This is a genomic window from Agrobacterium sp. CG160-95 (assembly GCF_053521725.1).
Window position 1 is genome coordinate 404,653 of the sequence record NZ_JBNWDU010000002.1, and the last position, 15,656, is coordinate 420,308.

General features: G+C 60.4%; 14 protein-coding genes. 6 read left to right on the plus strand and 8 right to left on the minus strand.

The genetic code is table 11. The features are described from left to right. Window position 1 precedes the first annotated feature (1 nt). From ACQZ63_RS08565 to ACQZ63_RS08580, 4 genes are all read right to left on the minus strand, one after another. Complete coding sequence (locus ACQZ63_RS08565) at window positions 2–1,987, minus strand: acetyl-CoA carboxylase biotin carboxylase subunit (protein ID WP_113555406.1); 1,986 nt, start codon at window positions 1,985–1,987, stop codon at window positions 2–4. 7 nt (window positions 1,988–1,994) lie between these two features. Next, window positions 1,995–3,596 carry a carboxyl transferase domain-containing protein gene (locus ACQZ63_RS08570; protein WP_113555405.1) on the minus strand — a complete coding sequence of 534 codons (1,602 nt, stop codon included), beginning with the start codon at window positions 3,594–3,596 and terminating at the stop codon, window positions 1,995–1,997. An 8-nt stretch (window positions 3,597–3,604) separates the two neighbouring features. After that, window positions 3,605–4,777, minus strand: coding sequence for an isovaleryl-CoA dehydrogenase (locus ACQZ63_RS08575; protein ID WP_111842151.1), 1,173 nt, complete (start codon window positions 4,775–4,777; stop codon window positions 3,605–3,607). An 81-nt stretch (window positions 4,778–4,858) separates the two neighbouring features. After that, on the minus strand, window positions 4,859–5,332 hold the full coding sequence (locus ACQZ63_RS08580; protein WP_003500312.1) for an Lrp/AsnC family transcriptional regulator: 474 nt from the start codon (window positions 5,330–5,332) through the stop codon (window positions 4,859–4,861). Between the two features lie 137 nt (window positions 5,333–5,469). Between ACQZ63_RS08580 and ACQZ63_RS08585 the strand changes: the two genes are divergently transcribed. The 6 genes from ACQZ63_RS08585 (at window position 5,470) to gpmI (ending at window position 13,104) form a co-directional block, all read left to right on the plus strand. Then, a complete protein-coding gene (locus ACQZ63_RS08585) occupies window positions 5,470–6,678 on the plus strand; it encodes an acetyl-CoA C-acyltransferase (protein ID WP_113555404.1) in 1,209 nt (402 codons plus the stop codon). A gap of 12 nt (window positions 6,679–6,690) precedes the next feature. Next, a complete protein-coding gene (locus ACQZ63_RS08590; RefSeq protein WP_113048843.1) occupies window positions 6,691–7,818 on the plus strand; it encodes an acyl-CoA dehydrogenase family protein in 1,128 nt (375 codons plus the stop codon). A gap of 44 nt (window positions 7,819–7,862) precedes the next feature. Then, complete coding sequence (locus ACQZ63_RS08595; RefSeq protein ID WP_003511177.1) at window positions 7,863–9,101, plus strand: 3-methyl-2-oxobutanoate dehydrogenase (2-methylpropanoyl-transferring) subunit alpha; 1,239 nt, start codon at window positions 7,863–7,865, stop codon at window positions 9,099–9,101. A gap of 3 nt (window positions 9,102–9,104) precedes the next feature. After that, entirely contained in the window at window positions 9,105–10,118 is a 1,014-nt protein-coding gene (locus ACQZ63_RS08600) for an alpha-ketoacid dehydrogenase subunit beta (RefSeq protein WP_013761697.1), read from the plus strand. 2 nt (window positions 10,119–10,120) lie between these two features. After that, entirely contained in the window at window positions 10,121–11,374 is a 1,254-nt protein-coding gene (locus tag ACQZ63_RS08605) for a dihydrolipoamide acetyltransferase family protein (protein WP_019564783.1), read from the plus strand. A 212-nt stretch (window positions 11,375–11,586) separates the two neighbouring features. After that, entirely contained in the window at window positions 11,587–13,104 is a 1,518-nt protein-coding gene (gene gpmI, locus ACQZ63_RS08610; RefSeq protein ID WP_060642349.1) for a 2,3-bisphosphoglycerate-independent phosphoglycerate mutase, read from the plus strand. A gap of 60 nt (window positions 13,105–13,164) precedes the next feature. Here the strand turns inward: gpmI and ACQZ63_RS08615 are convergent, their stop codons facing one another. Genes ACQZ63_RS08615 through blh form a run of 4 tightly spaced genes read right to left on the minus strand, consistent with a single transcriptional unit; the run spans window position 13,165 to window position 15,642 of the window. Continuing rightward, window positions 13,165–13,599, minus strand: a complete 435-nt coding sequence (locus tag ACQZ63_RS08615; protein WP_013761694.1) for a YeeE/YedE family protein — start codon at window positions 13,597–13,599, stop codon at window positions 13,165–13,167. Beyond that, entirely contained in the window at window positions 13,596–14,003 is a 408-nt protein-coding gene (locus ACQZ63_RS08620; RefSeq protein ID WP_003511172.1) for a YeeE/YedE family protein, read from the minus strand. The genes ACQZ63_RS08615 and ACQZ63_RS08620 overlap by 4 nt, the downstream gene beginning before the upstream one ends. Beyond that, window positions 14,000–14,353 (minus strand): sulfite-sensing transcriptional repressor BigR, encoded by a 354-nt coding sequence (gene bigR / locus ACQZ63_RS08625; RefSeq protein ID WP_003511171.1) that lies wholly within the window; start codon window positions 14,351–14,353, stop codon window positions 14,000–14,002. The genes ACQZ63_RS08620 and bigR overlap by 4 nt, the downstream gene beginning before the upstream one ends. Further along, window positions 14,347–15,642 carry a bifunctional sulfur transferase/dioxygenase Blh gene (gene blh, locus ACQZ63_RS08630; protein WP_113555402.1) on the minus strand — a complete coding sequence of 432 codons (1,296 nt, stop codon included), beginning with the start codon at window positions 15,640–15,642 and terminating at the stop codon, window positions 14,347–14,349. The genes bigR and blh overlap by 7 nt, the downstream gene beginning before the upstream one ends. Between the last annotated feature and the right edge of the window lie 14 nt (window positions 15,643–15,656).

A 15,656-nucleotide genomic window follows, 5' to 3' on the forward strand; every position in this document is an offset into this window, starting at 1 on the left:
CTCATGCGCCCTCCGGTTCGAAATCCACCAGCATGGCGCCGGCTTCGACCATATTACCTTCGGCGCAGTTGATGGCGGTGACGGTGCCTTTTGCTGGCGCACGGATAGTGTGCTCCATTTTCATCGCTTCCATAACCACAAGCGCGTCACCGGCCTCAACCGCTGCGCCCTGCTGGCTTAGAATGGCGCGGATGACGCCGGGCATCGGGGCTTCCAGACCGCCGGTATGAGCGGAGGTATCCGCTACATCGACGGGGTCGGGCTGGCTGATGCGATAGTGCTCGCCATCCAGAAAAAGCGCGTGGCCGTTATCGCTGGCAAAGAAACGGCACTGTCTTTGCCTGCCATCGACGGTAGCCCGCAGTATGCCGTCTTGTGAGATGCTGCCATGAGCGCGGATAGCCCGCGTGCCGATCTCCAGTGAAAAACCATCTGGCTCATGTGTAACGGCGACATCGACCGGCTGTTGATCCAGGACGAAACGCAGGGTTTCCCGCGCTGGCGCATTGAGGCGGAAAGAGTTCGTATTGTTCCAAGGGCTATAAGGATCGGCCTGCGGCTTGGCCCCGTTCCGGCGTGAGAGAAGCAGGCCGAGCGTGGCCAAAGCTATTTCGTTCTCGCTCGTGGCTCCGGGGGCAAAGAGCGCCGCTTCGTTGCGGGCTATGAAGCCGGTATCGAGTTCGGCGGCGGCGAAAGCATCCAGCCCCGCAAGCCGTGTCAGAAAGGCGGCATTGCTGGTGACGCCGCAAATCGCCAGTTTTTCGAGTGCAAGACGCAGACGCCGCACGGCAGACGGACGGTCGTAGTCCCAGACGATCAGCTTGGCGATCATCGGATCATAGTGCACGCTGATGGCGTCGCCGGTGCGTATGCCGCTATCTATCCTAAGGTGAGGTCCTTCTTCCGGAAAGGCGAGGTGGCTGACCGTGCCGATTGACGGCAGAAAATCATGCGCCGGGTCTTCGGCGTAAATCCGGGCCTCGATGGCATGGCCGTTGATGCGCAGATTGCCCCAGTCGTCCGGCAGCGCCTCTACATTCGCAACACGGATCTGCCATTCGACCAGATCGAGCCCGGTAATATATTCCGTGACCGGATGCTCGACCTGAAGCCTGGTGTTCATTTCCATGAAATAGAACGCGCCGGACGGGTCGAGCAGGAACTCCACCGTTCCAGCCCCGCGATAGTCGATGGCGCGGGCGGCGGCCACCGCCGCGTTGTACATGCGTTGCCTGAGCGTATCGGGCAGGCCGGGGGCAGGGGCCTCCTCTATGACTTTCTGGTGCCGGCGCTGGATCGAGCAATCGCGCTCGAAAAGCGAAAGACAATTGCCATGGCCATCGGCAAAGACCTGCACCTCCACATGTCGCGGCCGTTCCAGATATTTCTCGATCAGCATACGGTCATTGCCGAAGGCGGCGAGCGCTTCGCGTTTTGCGCCGGCGAGCTCTGCCGCAAATTCACGCTTTTCACGGACAACGCGCATGCCCTTGCCACCGCCGCCAGCTGAAGCCTTGAGTAAAACCGGATAGCCGATGGCTTCTGCCTCGCCGGCAAGCTTTTCGTCGGCCTGATCCTCGCCGTGATAGCCGGGCACCACGGGAACGCCCGCCTGCGCCATAAGCGCCTTCGCCTCGCTTTTTCCGCCCATGGCGCGGATGGCATCGGGTGTCGGGCCGATGAAAATGATGCCGGCAGAGGCGCAGGCTTCGGCGAAACCGGCATTCTCCGAGAGAAAACCGTAACCGGGATGAATGGCTTGCGCGCCGCTTGCCTGTGCGGCGGCAATGATCTTTTCAGCATCGAGATACGACGAACGAGCGGGTGCCGGGCCGATGGCGATGGCCTCGTCGGCCAGCGCCACATGCATGGCGTCGCGGTCGGCATCCGAATAGACCGCGACGGTGCGGATGCCCATCTTGCGGGCGGTGCGGATGATTCGGCAGGCGATTTCGCCGCGGTTGGCGATCAGTATTTTTGAGAACATCGTCGCCTCACATCCTGAATATGCCGAAACGGGTGGGTTCAATCGGCGCGTTCAGCGCGGCCGACAGGCCAAGGCCGAGCACGAGGCGGGTGTCCTTCGGGTCGATGATGCCATCGTCCCACAGTCTTGCACTGGCATAATAGGGGTGACCTTCCCGCTCGTATTTTTCCCGGATCGGCTGTTTGAACGACTCCTCGCCCTCCTTGGACCAGTGGCGGCCATCCGCCTCGATGCCGTCGCGCCGGATTTGCGCCAGAACGGATGCCGCCTGCTCGCCGCCCATGACGGAAATGCGGGCATTAGGCCACATCCACAAAAAGCGCGGCGAATAGGCGCGCCCGCACATGCCGTAATTGCCCGCACCGAAGGAGCCGCCGATGATGACGGTGAATTTCGGCACTTTAGCCGATGCAACGGCCGTAACGAGCTTGGCGCCATCCTTCGCGATACCATCAGCCTCATAGGCCTTGCCGACCATGAAGCCGGTGATGTTCTGCAGGAAAACCAGCGGAATGCCGCGCTGGCAGCAGAGTTCGATGAAATGCGCGCCCTTGAGCGCCGATTCCGAAAACAGAATGCCGTTATTGGCGACGATGCCGACGGGATAACCGTGGATATGGGCGAAACCGCAGACCAGCGTCGTGCCGTAAAGCGCCTTGAACTCGTCGAATTCGGAACCATCCACCAGACGCGCGATGATCTCGCGCACCTCGAAAGGCTTGCGCGTATCGGTGGGCACGATGCCGTAAAGCTCCTCCGATGGATAAAGCGGTTCTGCGGGTTCGCGAATATCCAGCTCCACGCGTTTGCGGCGATTGAGGGTGGAGACGATCCTTCGGGTCAGCGAAAGCGCGTGGCGGTCATCGTGGGCATAGTGATCAGTCACGCCGGATTGCCGCGAATGCACATCCGCGCCGCCCAGTTCTTCCGCGCTCACCACTTCGCCCGTTGCGGCCTTCACCAGCGGCGGGCCGCCGAGGAAGATCGTGCCCTGATTTTTGACGATCACGGACTGGTCGCTCATAGCAGGCACATAGGCCCCGCCAGCCGTACAGCTTCCCATCACCACGGCGATCTGGGCGATGCCTGCCGCCGACATATTGGCCTGATTGTAAAAGATGCGGCCGAAATGATCGCGGTCGGGAAAAACCTCGTCCTGATTGGGAAGGTTCGCACCGCCGGAATCGACCAGATAAATGCAGGGCAGGTGGTTTTCGGCAGCGATCTCCTGCGCGCGCAGATGTTTCTTGACCGTCAGCGGATAATAGGTGCCGCCTTTCACCGTCGCGTCATTGGCCACGATGACGCATTCACGGCCTGCGACCCGACCGATGCCAGTGACGATGCCGGCAGCCGGAACGGGTTCGTCGTAGACCTCGTATGCTGCGAATTGCGAGAATTCGAGAAACGGACTCCCGGGATCGAGCAGTGCTTCTATCCGGTCGCGCGCAAGCAATTTGCCGCGTGACAGATGCCGTTCGCGCGCCTTGTCGCCGCCGCCCTTGGAGATTTTTTCGACATGCTGCCGCAGGTCATCCACCAGGCCCGACATGAAGGTGACGTTGGCGGAAAAGGTAGGATCGCGGTTCAGACTGGATGTAAGCTTCATCGCATTCCTCACCCATTGCCTTTGACCAGTTCGCGGCCGATCAGCATCCGGCGGATTTCGCTGGTGCCCGCGCCGATTTCATAAAGCTTGGCGTCCCGGAGCAAGCGACCCGCCGGACTTTCATTGACATAGCCGGAACCGCCGAGAAGCTGGATTGCATCCAGTGCAACTCGCGTCGCCCGCTCGGCGGCAAACAGGATCGCACCTGCCGCATCCTGCCTTGTGATGCGGCCATTGTCGCAGGCGCGCGCCACGGCATAGACATAGGCGCGGGAGGCGTTCATAGCCGAATAGATATCGGCAAGCTTTCCCTGCACCAGCTGGAATTCGCCGATCGGCTTGCCGAATTGCTTGCGCTCGCGCGCATAGGGCAGCACCAGATCGATAGCCGCCTGCATGATGCCAACAGGGCCGGCAGCCAGAACGGCGCGTTCGTAATCAAGCCCGCTCATCAATACCGTCACGCCGTCGTTCAAACGCCCGAGGATGTTTTCCTCCGGTACCTCGCAATCCGTGAACACCAGTTCGGAGGTGGGTGAGCCGCGCATGCCAAGCTTGTCGAGTTTTTGTGCGGGGCGAAAACCCTTGAAGCCTTTTTCGATCAGAAAGGCCGTGATGCCACGCGCACCGGCGGAGATGTCCGTCTTGGCGTATACAACCAGCGTGTCTGCCTCGTGACCGTTGGTGATCCACATCTTTGTGCCGTTCAGCACATAGACGTCGCCCTTACGTTCCGCCTTCAACCGCATCGAGACGACATCCGAGCCGGCTTCCGTCTCGCTCATGGCGAGCGAACCGACATGCTCGCCCGACACCAGCTTGGGCAGATATCGCCGCTTTTGCTCTTCCGTTCCCCAGCGATGAATCTGGTTGATGCAGAGGTTGGAATGGGCGCCATAGGACAGGCCGATGGACGCGGAAGCGCGGCTTATCTCCTCCATCGCCACGCAATGAGCGAGATAGCCCATGTCAGCACCGCCGAATTCCTCCGAAACGGTAATGCCGTGCAGACCGAGTTCACCCATCCGCGGCCAGAGCTGGCGCGGAAACTGATCGTTGCGATCGATTTCTGCGGCGAGCGGCGCTATTTCATCGTCGGCGAATGCTCTTGCGCTGTCGCGCAATGCTGCGATTTCCGGGCCGAGATCGGCATCGAAAATGGCGGCGAGGTTCAAACTCATCGCGTCTCCTCCTCCGGACGGCCGTTTATCTCCGTCCCTCTCGTCAGCGGCCAGCACCTCCTCCGTGCTGGCAACTCTCATTTATGGCGCGTCACCTCCGGTGAAGGCGGCGGAACGGCGCACGAATGTCTTGATGGCGAAATTGGACTGGATGCGCGACACACCGGGAACCGTGGTCAGGAAATCCAGAAGCTGCTGATAATGCGGTAGATCCCGCACCATGGCATGAATGAGATAGTCGGAGCTGCCGCTCGTCTGGTAGCCGCCCACCACTTCCGGAATGGAGGCGACATGGTGCTCGAACGTCGTCAGCGCTTCCTTGATCTGCCGTTCCAGCGTGACGGAAATGAAGACGCCCATATTGCCGAGCAGCCGGTTCTCATCGAACACGGCGGTATAACCGCGAATGATGCCTTCTTCTTCCAGCTTGCGCACGCGGCGCAGTGTCGGGGTGAAGGAAAGCCCGATCCGGGCCGCCAGATCGCGCCAGCTCACACGCCCGTCATCGCCAAGCACATGGAGAATCTTCTGGTCGAAACTGTCGAGCTCAATCATGGATCATTTGCTCTATGATATGACTAATTGTTGGATCAAAGATATCGCCAATCAAAAAACTGTCAATCAAAATAGCTTTGAAATGAATTCGAGATAGTGATAGCGTTCACGTCAGTCGCGGTCTGGAGGAGATTGCGATGACGGTCGTTCTCTCGGTGGGAGGATGGCCAAGGGAGGTGAATTTGGCTGTGCATGACCCTGTCGTTATCGTCGGGGCCGCCCGTACTGCTATGGGTGGGTTCCAGGGCGAATTCAAATCGGTGGCGGCGTCCGATCTCGGGGCGGCGGCAATCCGCGCGGCCGTCGAACGGGCTGCAATTTCTTCCGCTGACATTGACGACGTGTTGATGGGCTGCGTGCTCTCAGCCGGGCAGGGACAGGCTCCTGCCAGACAGGCAGCGATTGCCGCCGCCATTCCCAACTCGGTTGGCGCAACAACAATCAACAAGATGTGTGGCTCGGGCATGAAAGCGATCATGCTGGCACATGACCAGCTTGTGGCGGGAAGCTCTTCCATCGTGCTTGCAGGTGGCATGGAAAGCATGAGCAACGCCCCTTATCTGCTGGACCGCGCCCGCAACGGCTATCGTCTTGGCCACGGCAAGCTCACCGACCACATGTTTCTCGACGGTCTCGAAGACGCCTATGACAAGGGCAGGCTGATGGGGACTTTTGCTGAAGATTGCGCGCAAGAGTATCAATTCACTCGCGCGATGCAGGATGATTTTGCGCTCGCCTCACTGGAACGGGCACGACGCGCCATAGAGGAAGGTGCGTTCGAAGCGGAAATCGCGCCTGTTGGCGATGATGGCGTGGACGAGTTGCCGGGGAAGGCAAAGCCGGAAAAGATACCGCAGCTTAAGCCCGCCTTTCGCGACGGCGGAACGGTGACGGCGGCGAATTCCAGTTCTATCTCGGATGGTGCAGCCGCTCTCGTTCTTACGCGCCGTTCCGAAGCGGAAAGACGAGGCCTTTCACCGCTGGCGACCATTATCGGTCAGGCATCCCATGCGGATGCACCCGCCGGATATCCGACGGCTCCCATCGGCGCGATGACAAAGCTGTTCGAAAAAACCGGCTGGTCGGCGAAGGATGTCGATCTGTTCGAAATCAACGAGGCTTTCGCGGTTGTGGTGATGGCGGCCATGCGTGATCTCGATCTGCCACATGAGAAGGTGAATGTGCATGGCGGTGCCTGCGCGCTCGGCCATCCCATCGGGGCTTCCGGTGCACGCATCGTCGTCACGTTGCTGGCCGCTTTGCAGCGTCACGGACTGAAACGCGGCGTTGCCGCCGTCTGCATCGGCGGCGGCGAGGCGACTGCGCTTGCGGTCGAGCGGCACTGAAGGGAGGCGGAGATGATCCTGAACGAAGCCCAGCAACAGATCAGGGACATGGCCCGCGATTTCGCCCGCGAGCGGCTCGCCCCCGGCGCTTCCGCGCGCGACCGGGAAAGCCGGTTCCCGAAAGACGAGCTGAAAGAAATGGGTGAACTCGGCTTTCTCGGCATGCTGGTCTCGGAAGATTATGGCGGGTCGGAAACCGGTGCGGTCGCTTACGCCCTGGCGCTGGAGGAAATCGCTGCCGGTGACGGCGCCTGTTCCACCATCATGAGCGTCCACAATTCGGTTGGCTGCGTGCCGATCCTGAAATTCGGCACGGAAGAGCAGAAGCAGCGTTTCCTCCCCAAGCTCGCCTCCGGCGAATGGATCGGCGGTTTTGCGCTGACCGAACCGCAGGCCGGTTCCGACGCCTCCAATCTGAAGACAAAAGCGCGGCGCGATGGCGACCGCTATATCATCGACGGCGCAAAACAGTTCATCACGTCGGGCAAGAATGGCGATGTCGTCATCGTCTTCGCCGTCACCGATCCTGCTGCTGGCAAAAAAGGTATCACGGCATTCATCGTGCCGACAGATACGCCCGGTTACGAGGTAATCAGGGTCGAGGAAAAACTCGGTCTGCATTCTTCGGATACCTGCCAGATTGCCTTTACCGACATGGCGGTCCCAACCGAATTGCGGCTCGGTGAAGAGGGGCAGGGGTATCGCATCGCGCTCGCCAATCTGGAAGGCGGTCGTATCGGCATTGCCGCACAGGCGGTTGGCATGGCGCAGGCGGCTTTCGAGGCGGCACGGGATTATGCCCGCGAGCGCAAGGCCTTCGGGCAAGCCATCATCGAGCATCAGGCCGTGGCGTTCAGGCTTGCGGATATGGCAACGCGCATAACGGCGGCGCGGCAACTGGTGCTGCATGCGGCGGCGCTGAAGGAAGCGGGCGAGCCCTGCCTTTCGGAGGCCTCGATGGCCAAGCTCTTTGCCTCGGAAATGGCGGAGCGTGTCTGCTCGGACGCCATCCAGATTCACGGCGGTTACGGCTACATGGTGGATTATCCGGTGGAGCGGATCTATCGCGATGTGCGCATCTGCCAGATTTACGAGGGAACCAGCGATGTCCAGCGCATGGTCATCGCGCGAAACCTCTGAAAATTGTTTCGTCGTCTGGAGGAGATGGCGATGGGAGGAGTAGAATGGATATTACCGAAACCACGCATCTCAGCCTGCATGTTCCCGAACCAGCGGTGCGGCCAGGCGACCAGCCGGATTTCTCCAATGTGAAGATACCCAAGGCCGGCTCCGTGCCACGCCCGGAGGTGGACGCAGCACCTGAAGACATGCGCGATCTGGCCTATTCCATCATCCGCGTCCTCAATCATCAGGGTGAGGCTGTCGGCCCGTGGGCCGGGCTGCTTTCGGATGAGGATTTGCTCGTCGGCCTGAAGAACATGATGCGGCTGCGGGCTTTCGATGCCCGCATGCTGATGGCACAGCGGCAGGGCAAGACCTCCTTTTACATGCAGCATCTGGGTGAGGAAGCGGTCAGTTGCGCCTTCCGCAAGGCGCTCTCCAAAGGCGACATGAATTTCCCGACCTACCGGCAGGCGGGTCTGCTGATCGCCGACGATTACCCGCTCGTCACCATGATGAACCAGATCTATTCCAACGAACTGGACCCGCTGCATGGGCGGCAATTGCCGGTTCTTTACTCCTCGAAGGAGCATGGCTTCTTCACCGTGTCCGGCAATCTTGCCACGCAATATGTGCAGGCGGTCGGCTGGGCGATGGCATCTGCCATCAAGGGCGATACGAAGATCGCGGCAGCATGGATCGGTGACGGCTCAACGGCGGAATCGGATTTCCACTCGGCGCTGGTCTTCGCCTCCACCTACAAGGCGCCGGTCATACTCAACATCGTCAACAACCAATGGGCCATTTCCACCTTTCAGGGTATCGCGCGCGGCGGTTCCGGCACCTTTGCGGCCAGAGGCCTGGGCTTCGGCATTCCGGCGCTCCGGGTCGACGGCAACGACTATCTCGCCGTTTATGCCGTGGCACGCTGGGCGGTGGAGCGGGCGCGGCGCAATCTCGGACCGACGCTGATCGAATATGTGACCTACCGTGTCGGTGCGCATTCCACTTCCGACGATCCGAGCGCTTATCGCCCCAAGACCGAGTCCGAGGCATGGCCACTGGGTGACCCGGTTCTGCGGTTGAAGAAACATCTCATCCTGCGCGGCGTCTGGTCGGAGGAGCGGCACCGGCAGGCGGAAGCGGAAATTGCCGACGAGGTGCTTGAGGCGCAGCGTGAGGCGGAAAGCCACGGTACGCTGCATGAGGGCCGTAAGCCGCCAAAGAAGGATATTTTCGAGGGCGTTTACGCCGAGATGCCGCCGCATCTCGCCCGCCAGCGCCAGAAGGCAGGGTGGTGAGACATGACAAGAATGACGATGATCGAAGCCGTCCGCAGCGCCATGGATGTGTCCATGGAGCGCAGCGACGATGTGGTGGTTTTCGGTGAGGATGTGGGCTATTTCGGCGGCGTGTTTCGTGCGACGCAGGGCTTGCAGGGCAAATATGGCAAGACCCGCTGTTTCGACGCGCCGATCAGCGAATCCGGTATTGTCGGCACGGCCATCGGCATGGCCGCTTATGGCCTGCGCCCCTGCGTCGAAATCCAGTTCGCGGATTACATGTACCCGGCCTATGACCAGATCACCCAGGAAGCGGCGCGCATTCGTTATCGCTCCAATGGCGATTTCACCTGCCCCATAGTCCTGCGCATGCCGACCGGCGGCGGCATTTTTGGCGGGCAGACGCATAGTCAGAGCCCGGAGGCGCTTTTTACCCATGTCTGCGGGCTAAAGGTGGTGGTTCCCTCCAATCCTTACGACGCCAAGGGGTTGCTGATCGCCTCGATCGAAGACCCGGATCCGGTGATGTTTCTGGAGCCGAAGCGGCTTTATAACGGTCCCTTCGACGGCCATCACGACCGGCCGGTAACGCCATGGTCGAAGCACGAGATGGGCGAGGTGCCGGAAGGGCATTACACCATTCCGATCGGCAAGGCCGAAATCCGCCGCGCCGGGCAGGATGTCACTGTCATCGCTTACGGCACCATGGTGCATGTTGCGCTCGCCGCAGCGGAAGAAACGGGCGTGGATGCCGAGATCATCGATCTGCGCAGCCTTTTGCCACTCGATCTGGACACCATCGTGAAGTCCGTTGCCAAGACCGGCCGCTGCGTCATGGTGCATGAGGCAACGCTCACGTCAGGCTTCGGCGCGGAAGTCGTGTCGCTGGTGCAGGAACACTGCTTCTATCATCTGGAAGCACCGGTCGTCCGTGTGGCTGGTTGGGATACGCCTTATCCCCACGCGCAGGAGTGGGATTATTTTCCGGGGCCGGCCCGCGTCGGGCGCGCTCTCGTCGAAGTCATGGAGGCCTGAAGATGGCGGAATTTGTTATCACTATGCCTGATGTCGGCGAAGGTGTTGCGGAAGCCGAACTGGTGGAATGGAATGTCAAACCCGGCGATCCCGTGCACGAGGATATGGTGCTGGCCGCTGTGATGACCGACAAGGCGACGGTTGAAATCCCATCGCCGGTTGCGGGCGTCGTCACATGGTTGGCAGCGGAGGTGGGTGATACGGTGGCGGTTAAGGCGCCGCTGGTGCGCATCGAAACCAATGCCTCCGCTGTTGCTGCTGCCCCCGCGGATGTAACCGAGCCGGAAGCGCCATCCGACATGACGGAAGAGCCGCCAGCGGCTGAAATCCAGCCCGCCCGCGAAATACAGGATGCGCCGCCTTCCCCTGAGGTGGAACACCATAAACCTCTGGCGTCGCCAGCCGTTCGCCAGCGCGCCGACGATCTCGATATCGATCTCGGACAAGTGAGGGGAACAGGGCCGGACGGGCATATCACCCACGCCGATCTCGATACATTTCTGACCGCACGGTCGCAATCTGAGCGGCCCGCTGCGCCGATAGCTTCCCGCGATAGCGCTGTCGAAGAGGTGAAGGTGACAGGGCTGAGGCGCAAGATCGCCGAGAAGATGACGCTGTCCGTCTCCCGCATTCCCCACATCACCTATGTCGAGGAAATCGACGTGACCGATCTGGAGGATTTGCGCACGACCATGAATGGCAACCGCCGGTCAGGACAGCCGAAACTGACGATCCTGCCGTTCCTGATGCGCGCACTTGTGAAAACGGTCGCCGATCATCCCGGCATGAATGCCACCTTCGATGACGAAAAAGGGGTCGTCAGTCACTACGAAGCGGTGCATATCGGCATAGCCACGCAGACACCTACGGGGCTGATGGTCCCGGTCGTTCGCCACACGGAAGCGCTCGGCCTTTGGGAGTGTGCTGCTGAAGTTGTGCGCGTGGCCGAGGCGGCGCGCACCGGCGCCGCGCAACGGGACGAGTTGACGGGGTCCACCATCACCATCAGCTCGCTTGGCCCCCTTGGCGGTATCGTTTCGACGCCCATCATCAATCACCCGGAGGTGGCGATCATCGGCGTGAACAAGATCGTGACGCGACCGGTCTGGGATGGTAGCGGTTTCGTGCCGCGCAAGATGATGAACCTCTCCTCCAGTTTCGATCACCGGGTCGTCGACGGCTGGGATGCCGCCGTCTTCATTCAGGCTATCAAGGCGCTGCTGGAAAAGCCGGCGCTGATCTTCATCGACGGCTGAGCTTCGTTCGAAAAGGATTTTCTTCCGTGAAGCACTTCAGCTTCACGGAACTGTTTCGGTGTCGGTATAGGCTTGCGTTCGCGATCTTCGAGTATAGAAGAGAAAGAACGAGAAGCGTGTTTTCTCATCATGATCATAGTGGCGGACGGGGGCGCTCCGGTGCTCAGCGCTTCGCTGTTCGTCGGCAACCGAATGAAGAAGAAGGTCCTTTCATGAGCACTCCCAAACCCGTTGTCCTGACTATTCTCGATGGCTGGGGACTGAGCGAGGACACGTCCAGCAATGCGCCGGTACTGGCAAACACGCCCACCATGGATCGGCTTTTCGCCACCTGCCCGAATGCGCGGCTGACCACCTTCGGCCCGAATGTCGGTCTGCCCACAGGGCAAATGGGCAATTCGGAAGTTGGACACACCAATATCGGCGCCGGTCGCATCGTCGCCATGGATCTTGGCCAGATCGATCTGGCTATCGAGGACGGCAGCTTTTTCAGGAACGCTGCGATGCTCGATTTCGCCGCCAAGGTGAAGGCTGCGGGCGGCGTGGCGCATGTGATGTGCGTCGTCTCCGATGGCGGCGTTCACGGCCACATCGTCCACGGTCGGGCGGCGGTGAAGCTGCTGACCGATCTGGGTTTGAAGGTCGTCGTGCATGCCATCACCGATGGTCGCGATGTCGCACCGCAGTCCGCGGAAGGCTTCGTCGCCGCATTTGCGGCAAGCCTGCCGCAAGGCGCCAGCATTGGCACGGTGATCGGCCGTTATTATGCGATGGACCGCGATAATCGCTGGGAGCGTGTTGAAAAGGCCTATGACGCCATGGTTCTCGGCCGGGGCGAACATGCGCCGGACGCGGTGAGCGCCGTTGCCGCAAGCTACAAAAATGATGTTACGGACGAATTCATCCTGCCAACGGTCATCGGTGGTTACGAAGGCTTCAAATCCGGCGACGGTCTCTTCTGCCTGAATTTCCGTGCCGACCGCGCTCGTGAAATCCTGCTTGCCATCGGTGCGGACGATTTCGACGGGTTCGTGCGTGAAAAGCCAGTGCTTTCGGCGCTGCTTGGCATGGTGGAATATTCCACCAAACATGCGACCTTCATGACGACGGCTTACCCTAAGCGCGATATTGAAAATACGTTGGGCGCCTGGGTTGCCAAGCAGGGTCTGCGGCAGTTCCGTCTGGCCGAGACGGAAAAATATCCGCATGTCACTTTCTTCCTGAATGGTGGCAAGGAAGAACCTGAAGTGGGCGAAGACCGCTTCATGCCGAAGTCTCCCAAGGTTGCGACCTACGATCTGCAGCCGGAAATGAGCGCGCCTGAGGTGACGGAGAAATTCGTCGAGGCGATCGGCAAGGGTTACGATCTCATCGTCACCAATTACGCCAATCCCGACATGGTGGGCCATACCGGCGATCTGCAAGCCGCGATCAAGGCTTGCGAAGCCGTGGACCGGGGGCTCGCCGCAGTCGTTGCCGCTCTGGAAAAGGTTGGCGGCGCCATGTTGGTGATTGCCGACCACGGTAATTGTGAAACCATGGTCGACCCGGTAACCGGTGGCCCGCACACCGCGCACACCACCAATCCGGTGCCGGTGATCCTGTTCGGCGGACCTGAAGGCGCGAAGCTGCATGACGGTATCCTCGCCGATGTCGCTCCCACGCTGCTGCAATTGATGAATGTGCCGCTGCCTGCGGAAATGACGGGCAAAAGCCTGATCGACCTGTAATCCAGCGACGATGCGCGAGAGCCTGCTGCTCTCGCGCATGTCCAGGCAAGGCGGAAATGCCTACCGTTTGGCGTAGATTCGGTCGTGAACGAGCATGCCGGCGATCATGGCGCAAACGAAGAGAATGACCGGCATTAGGCCGAGAGCAAGCGCCGATATCGCCGGGCCGGGGCAGAAACCGGCAAACCCCCAGCCTGCGCCGAAAATAGCCGAGCCCACAACCAACGGCGCGTCGACCCGAGTTTTGGCGGCAAGGTGAAATTCCGCACTGAGAACTGGTTTGGCAAGGAAACGGCACAACAGAACGCCCGGCACGGCGACCAAAACCGCACCGCCGAGAACGAACATCAGGCTCGGATCCCAATGGCCGCTTGCCACGTCGAGAAAGCCTGAAACGCGGGCAGGATCGATCATGCCGGACAGGGAGAGGCCAAATCCGAACAGTGCCCCGGCCGCAAGTGCCACCACGAAACGCGCCATGACCTGATTTTTCATGACAGCGCTCCGGTTATCGTAGCGGCAAGGATACCGGTGATCAGGAAGATGGCAGTGGCGGTGATGGAGCGCCGGGAAAATCGAGCAAGACCCATGATGCCATGGCCGGATGTGCAGCCGGATCCCATGCGCGTACCGAACCCCACCAGCAGCCCAGCAATGACGATCAGCGGCCAGGGTGCAGATATGGTGAGCGCGGGAAAGCGGCCGAATGCGGCGGCGTAAAGATACGGGCCTGTCAGCAAACCTGCGACGAAGGCCACATCCGTCAAGCGCCGTTCCTTGCCGAGCACATTGCCCAGGATGCCGCTGATACCGGCGATGCGGCCGTTAAAGAGAAACAGAAGAATACTCGCGAGGCCGAGCAGCATACCGCCGAATAGAGAGGGCCAATAGGCTGTCACGGGTTTTCCTCCGGCGCACAGAAGATGGTATAGAGAGCCTCGATCAGCTGCGCCGCTTTTTCCTCGGTTAACCGGTAGAAGATCTGTTTGGCCTCGCGCCGCGTTTCAACAACGCCCGCCTCACGCAAAACCCCAAGTTGTTGGGAAAGTGTGGGCTGGCGGATATCCAGCTTGGCTTCCAGCTCGCCAACAGAAAACTCCCCCTGCGCCAGCGTGCAGGCGAGCATCAGCCGCGCGGGATGGGCAAGTGTCTTCAAGAGTATGGCGACCTCGACTGCGCGTTCCTCCATCTCGGCAAGCGGGATTTCGGTGATATCAGGTATCTGTTTCCGCATGTTTTCCTTTACCATGTGCTGCCCCCCAGCACGTCAAGCGGGAACTTCAGATAACGTTTGCCATTGGCCTCCGGCTCAGGCAGGCGCCCGCCACGGATATTGACCTGCAAGGCGTGCAGAATGAGCTTCGGCATCGGCAAGGTGCGATCCCGCGCCTCACGCAGCTGGATGAAGCCTTCCTCTGTCATGCCAGCCAGATGCGGATTGCCGCGTTTCTGTTCTCCAACAGTGCTTTCCCATTTGGGCGCGCGGCCACCGGGTTGATAGTCGTGTCCGGTGAAAAGCCGCGTTTCGTCGGGAAGGGCGAGAATCTCCTGAATGGATGCCCAGAGTTCTCTGGCGCTGCCGCCTGGAAAATCGGCGCGCGCCGTGCCGGAATCAGGCATGAAAAGAGTGTCATGCACGAATGCGGCGTCGCCCACCACGTAGGTTACGGAGGCGAGCGTATGTCCGGGTGAAAACAGCACGCGAACTTCCAGCGAGCCGATGTTGAACCGGTCTCCCGCTTCAAACAGCCTGTCCCATTGCGAGCCGTCTGTTTCAAGATCGGGCCAGTTATATTTCTCCTGCCACAGCCGCTGCACACCGGTGACCTTGGCGCCGATTGCCGTTTTCGCGCCGGTTCTTTGGCTGAGATAGTGGGCGGCGGAAAAATGGTCGGCATGCGGATGCGTGTCTAGAACCCATTCCACCGCCAGGCCTTGCTCCTTGACATAGGCCAGAATGGCATCGGCATTCACCGTGCCGGTCGCCCCCGATTTCTCGTCGAAATCGTAGACCGGATCGATGATGGCGCAGCGCCGGGTTGCGGGGTCGGAAACGACATATTGCACGCTCGATGTGCTCTGATCGAAGAAAGCCTTGACGTGCGGCTTTGCCGCAGCCTGCCGCTCCAGCCAGCGGACGGCGCCGGCAAGATCGAAACCATGCTGTTGGCCGAAAGTCGCGATCTCGCTTTGTTTCATGCGCCCGTCCAGCGCTTCGCCAAGCACATAGAGGGTCAGCGCTCGCGCTCCACCCTTGCAATGGGCAAATACGGGGCCTTTTGCCTCGGTCATCGTCTGCTGAAAGGCACGAATATCGGCTTCGGTAATAGTCGGGCCATTGACCGGAATGAAACTGTAGGCAAGACCCGCAGCATTGGCGGCGCTTTTTTCATGTTCATTGCCCGGCTGGCCGGGCTCTTCGCCATCCGGCCGGGCATTGATGATGCTTTTGTAGCCCTGATCGGAAAGCGATGAAAAGTCGGAGATATCCGGCTGGCCTGCGACCGTCAGACGTTCGTTGATCCTCACGGCACTCATCGGCTTCTCCTGTA

Excerpts from the sequence above, each read along its gene's own strand:
- gpmI (WP_060642349.1), top strand. The coding sequence starts at position 11,587 with ATGAGCACTCCCAAACCCGTTGTCCTGACTATTCTCGATGGCTGGGGA.
- ACQZ63_RS08580 (WP_003500312.1), bottom strand. The coding sequence starts at position 5,332 with ATGATTGAGCTCGACAGTTTCGACCAGAAGATTCTCCATGTGCTTGGC.
- ACQZ63_RS08570 (WP_113555405.1), bottom strand. The coding sequence starts at position 3,596 with ATGAAGCTTACATCCAGTCTGAACCGCGATCCTACCTTTTCCGCCAAC.
- ACQZ63_RS08600 (WP_013761697.1), top strand. The coding sequence starts at position 9,105 with ATGACAAGAATGACGATGATCGAAGCCGTCCGCAGCGCCATGGATGTG.
- bigR (WP_003511171.1), bottom strand. The coding sequence starts at position 14,353 with ATGGTAAAGGAAAACATGCGGAAACAGATACCTGATATCACCGAAATC.
- ACQZ63_RS08565 (WP_113555406.1), bottom strand. The coding sequence starts at position 1,987 with ATGTTCTCAAAAATACTGATCGCCAACCGCGGCGAAATCGCCTGCCGA.
- ACQZ63_RS08585 (WP_113555404.1), top strand. The coding sequence starts at position 5,470 with ATGACGGTCGTTCTCTCGGTGGGAGGATGGCCAAGGGAGGTGAATTTG.
- ACQZ63_RS08595 (WP_003511177.1), top strand. The coding sequence starts at position 7,863 with ATGGATATTACCGAAACCACGCATCTCAGCCTGCATGTTCCCGAACCA.
- ACQZ63_RS08605 (WP_019564783.1), top strand. The coding sequence starts at position 10,121 with ATGGCGGAATTTGTTATCACTATGCCTGATGTCGGCGAAGGTGTTGCG.
- ACQZ63_RS08575 (WP_111842151.1), bottom strand. The coding sequence starts at position 4,777 with ATGAGTTTGAACCTCGCCGCCATTTTCGATGCCGATCTCGGCCCGGAA.
- blh (WP_113555402.1), bottom strand. The coding sequence starts at position 15,642 with ATGAGTGCCGTGAGGATCAACGAACGTCTGACGGTCGCAGGCCAGCCG.
- ACQZ63_RS08590 (WP_113048843.1), top strand. The coding sequence starts at position 6,691 with ATGATCCTGAACGAAGCCCAGCAACAGATCAGGGACATGGCCCGCGAT.
- ACQZ63_RS08615 (WP_013761694.1), bottom strand. The coding sequence starts at position 13,599 with ATGAAAAATCAGGTCATGGCGCGTTTCGTGGTGGCACTTGCGGCCGGG.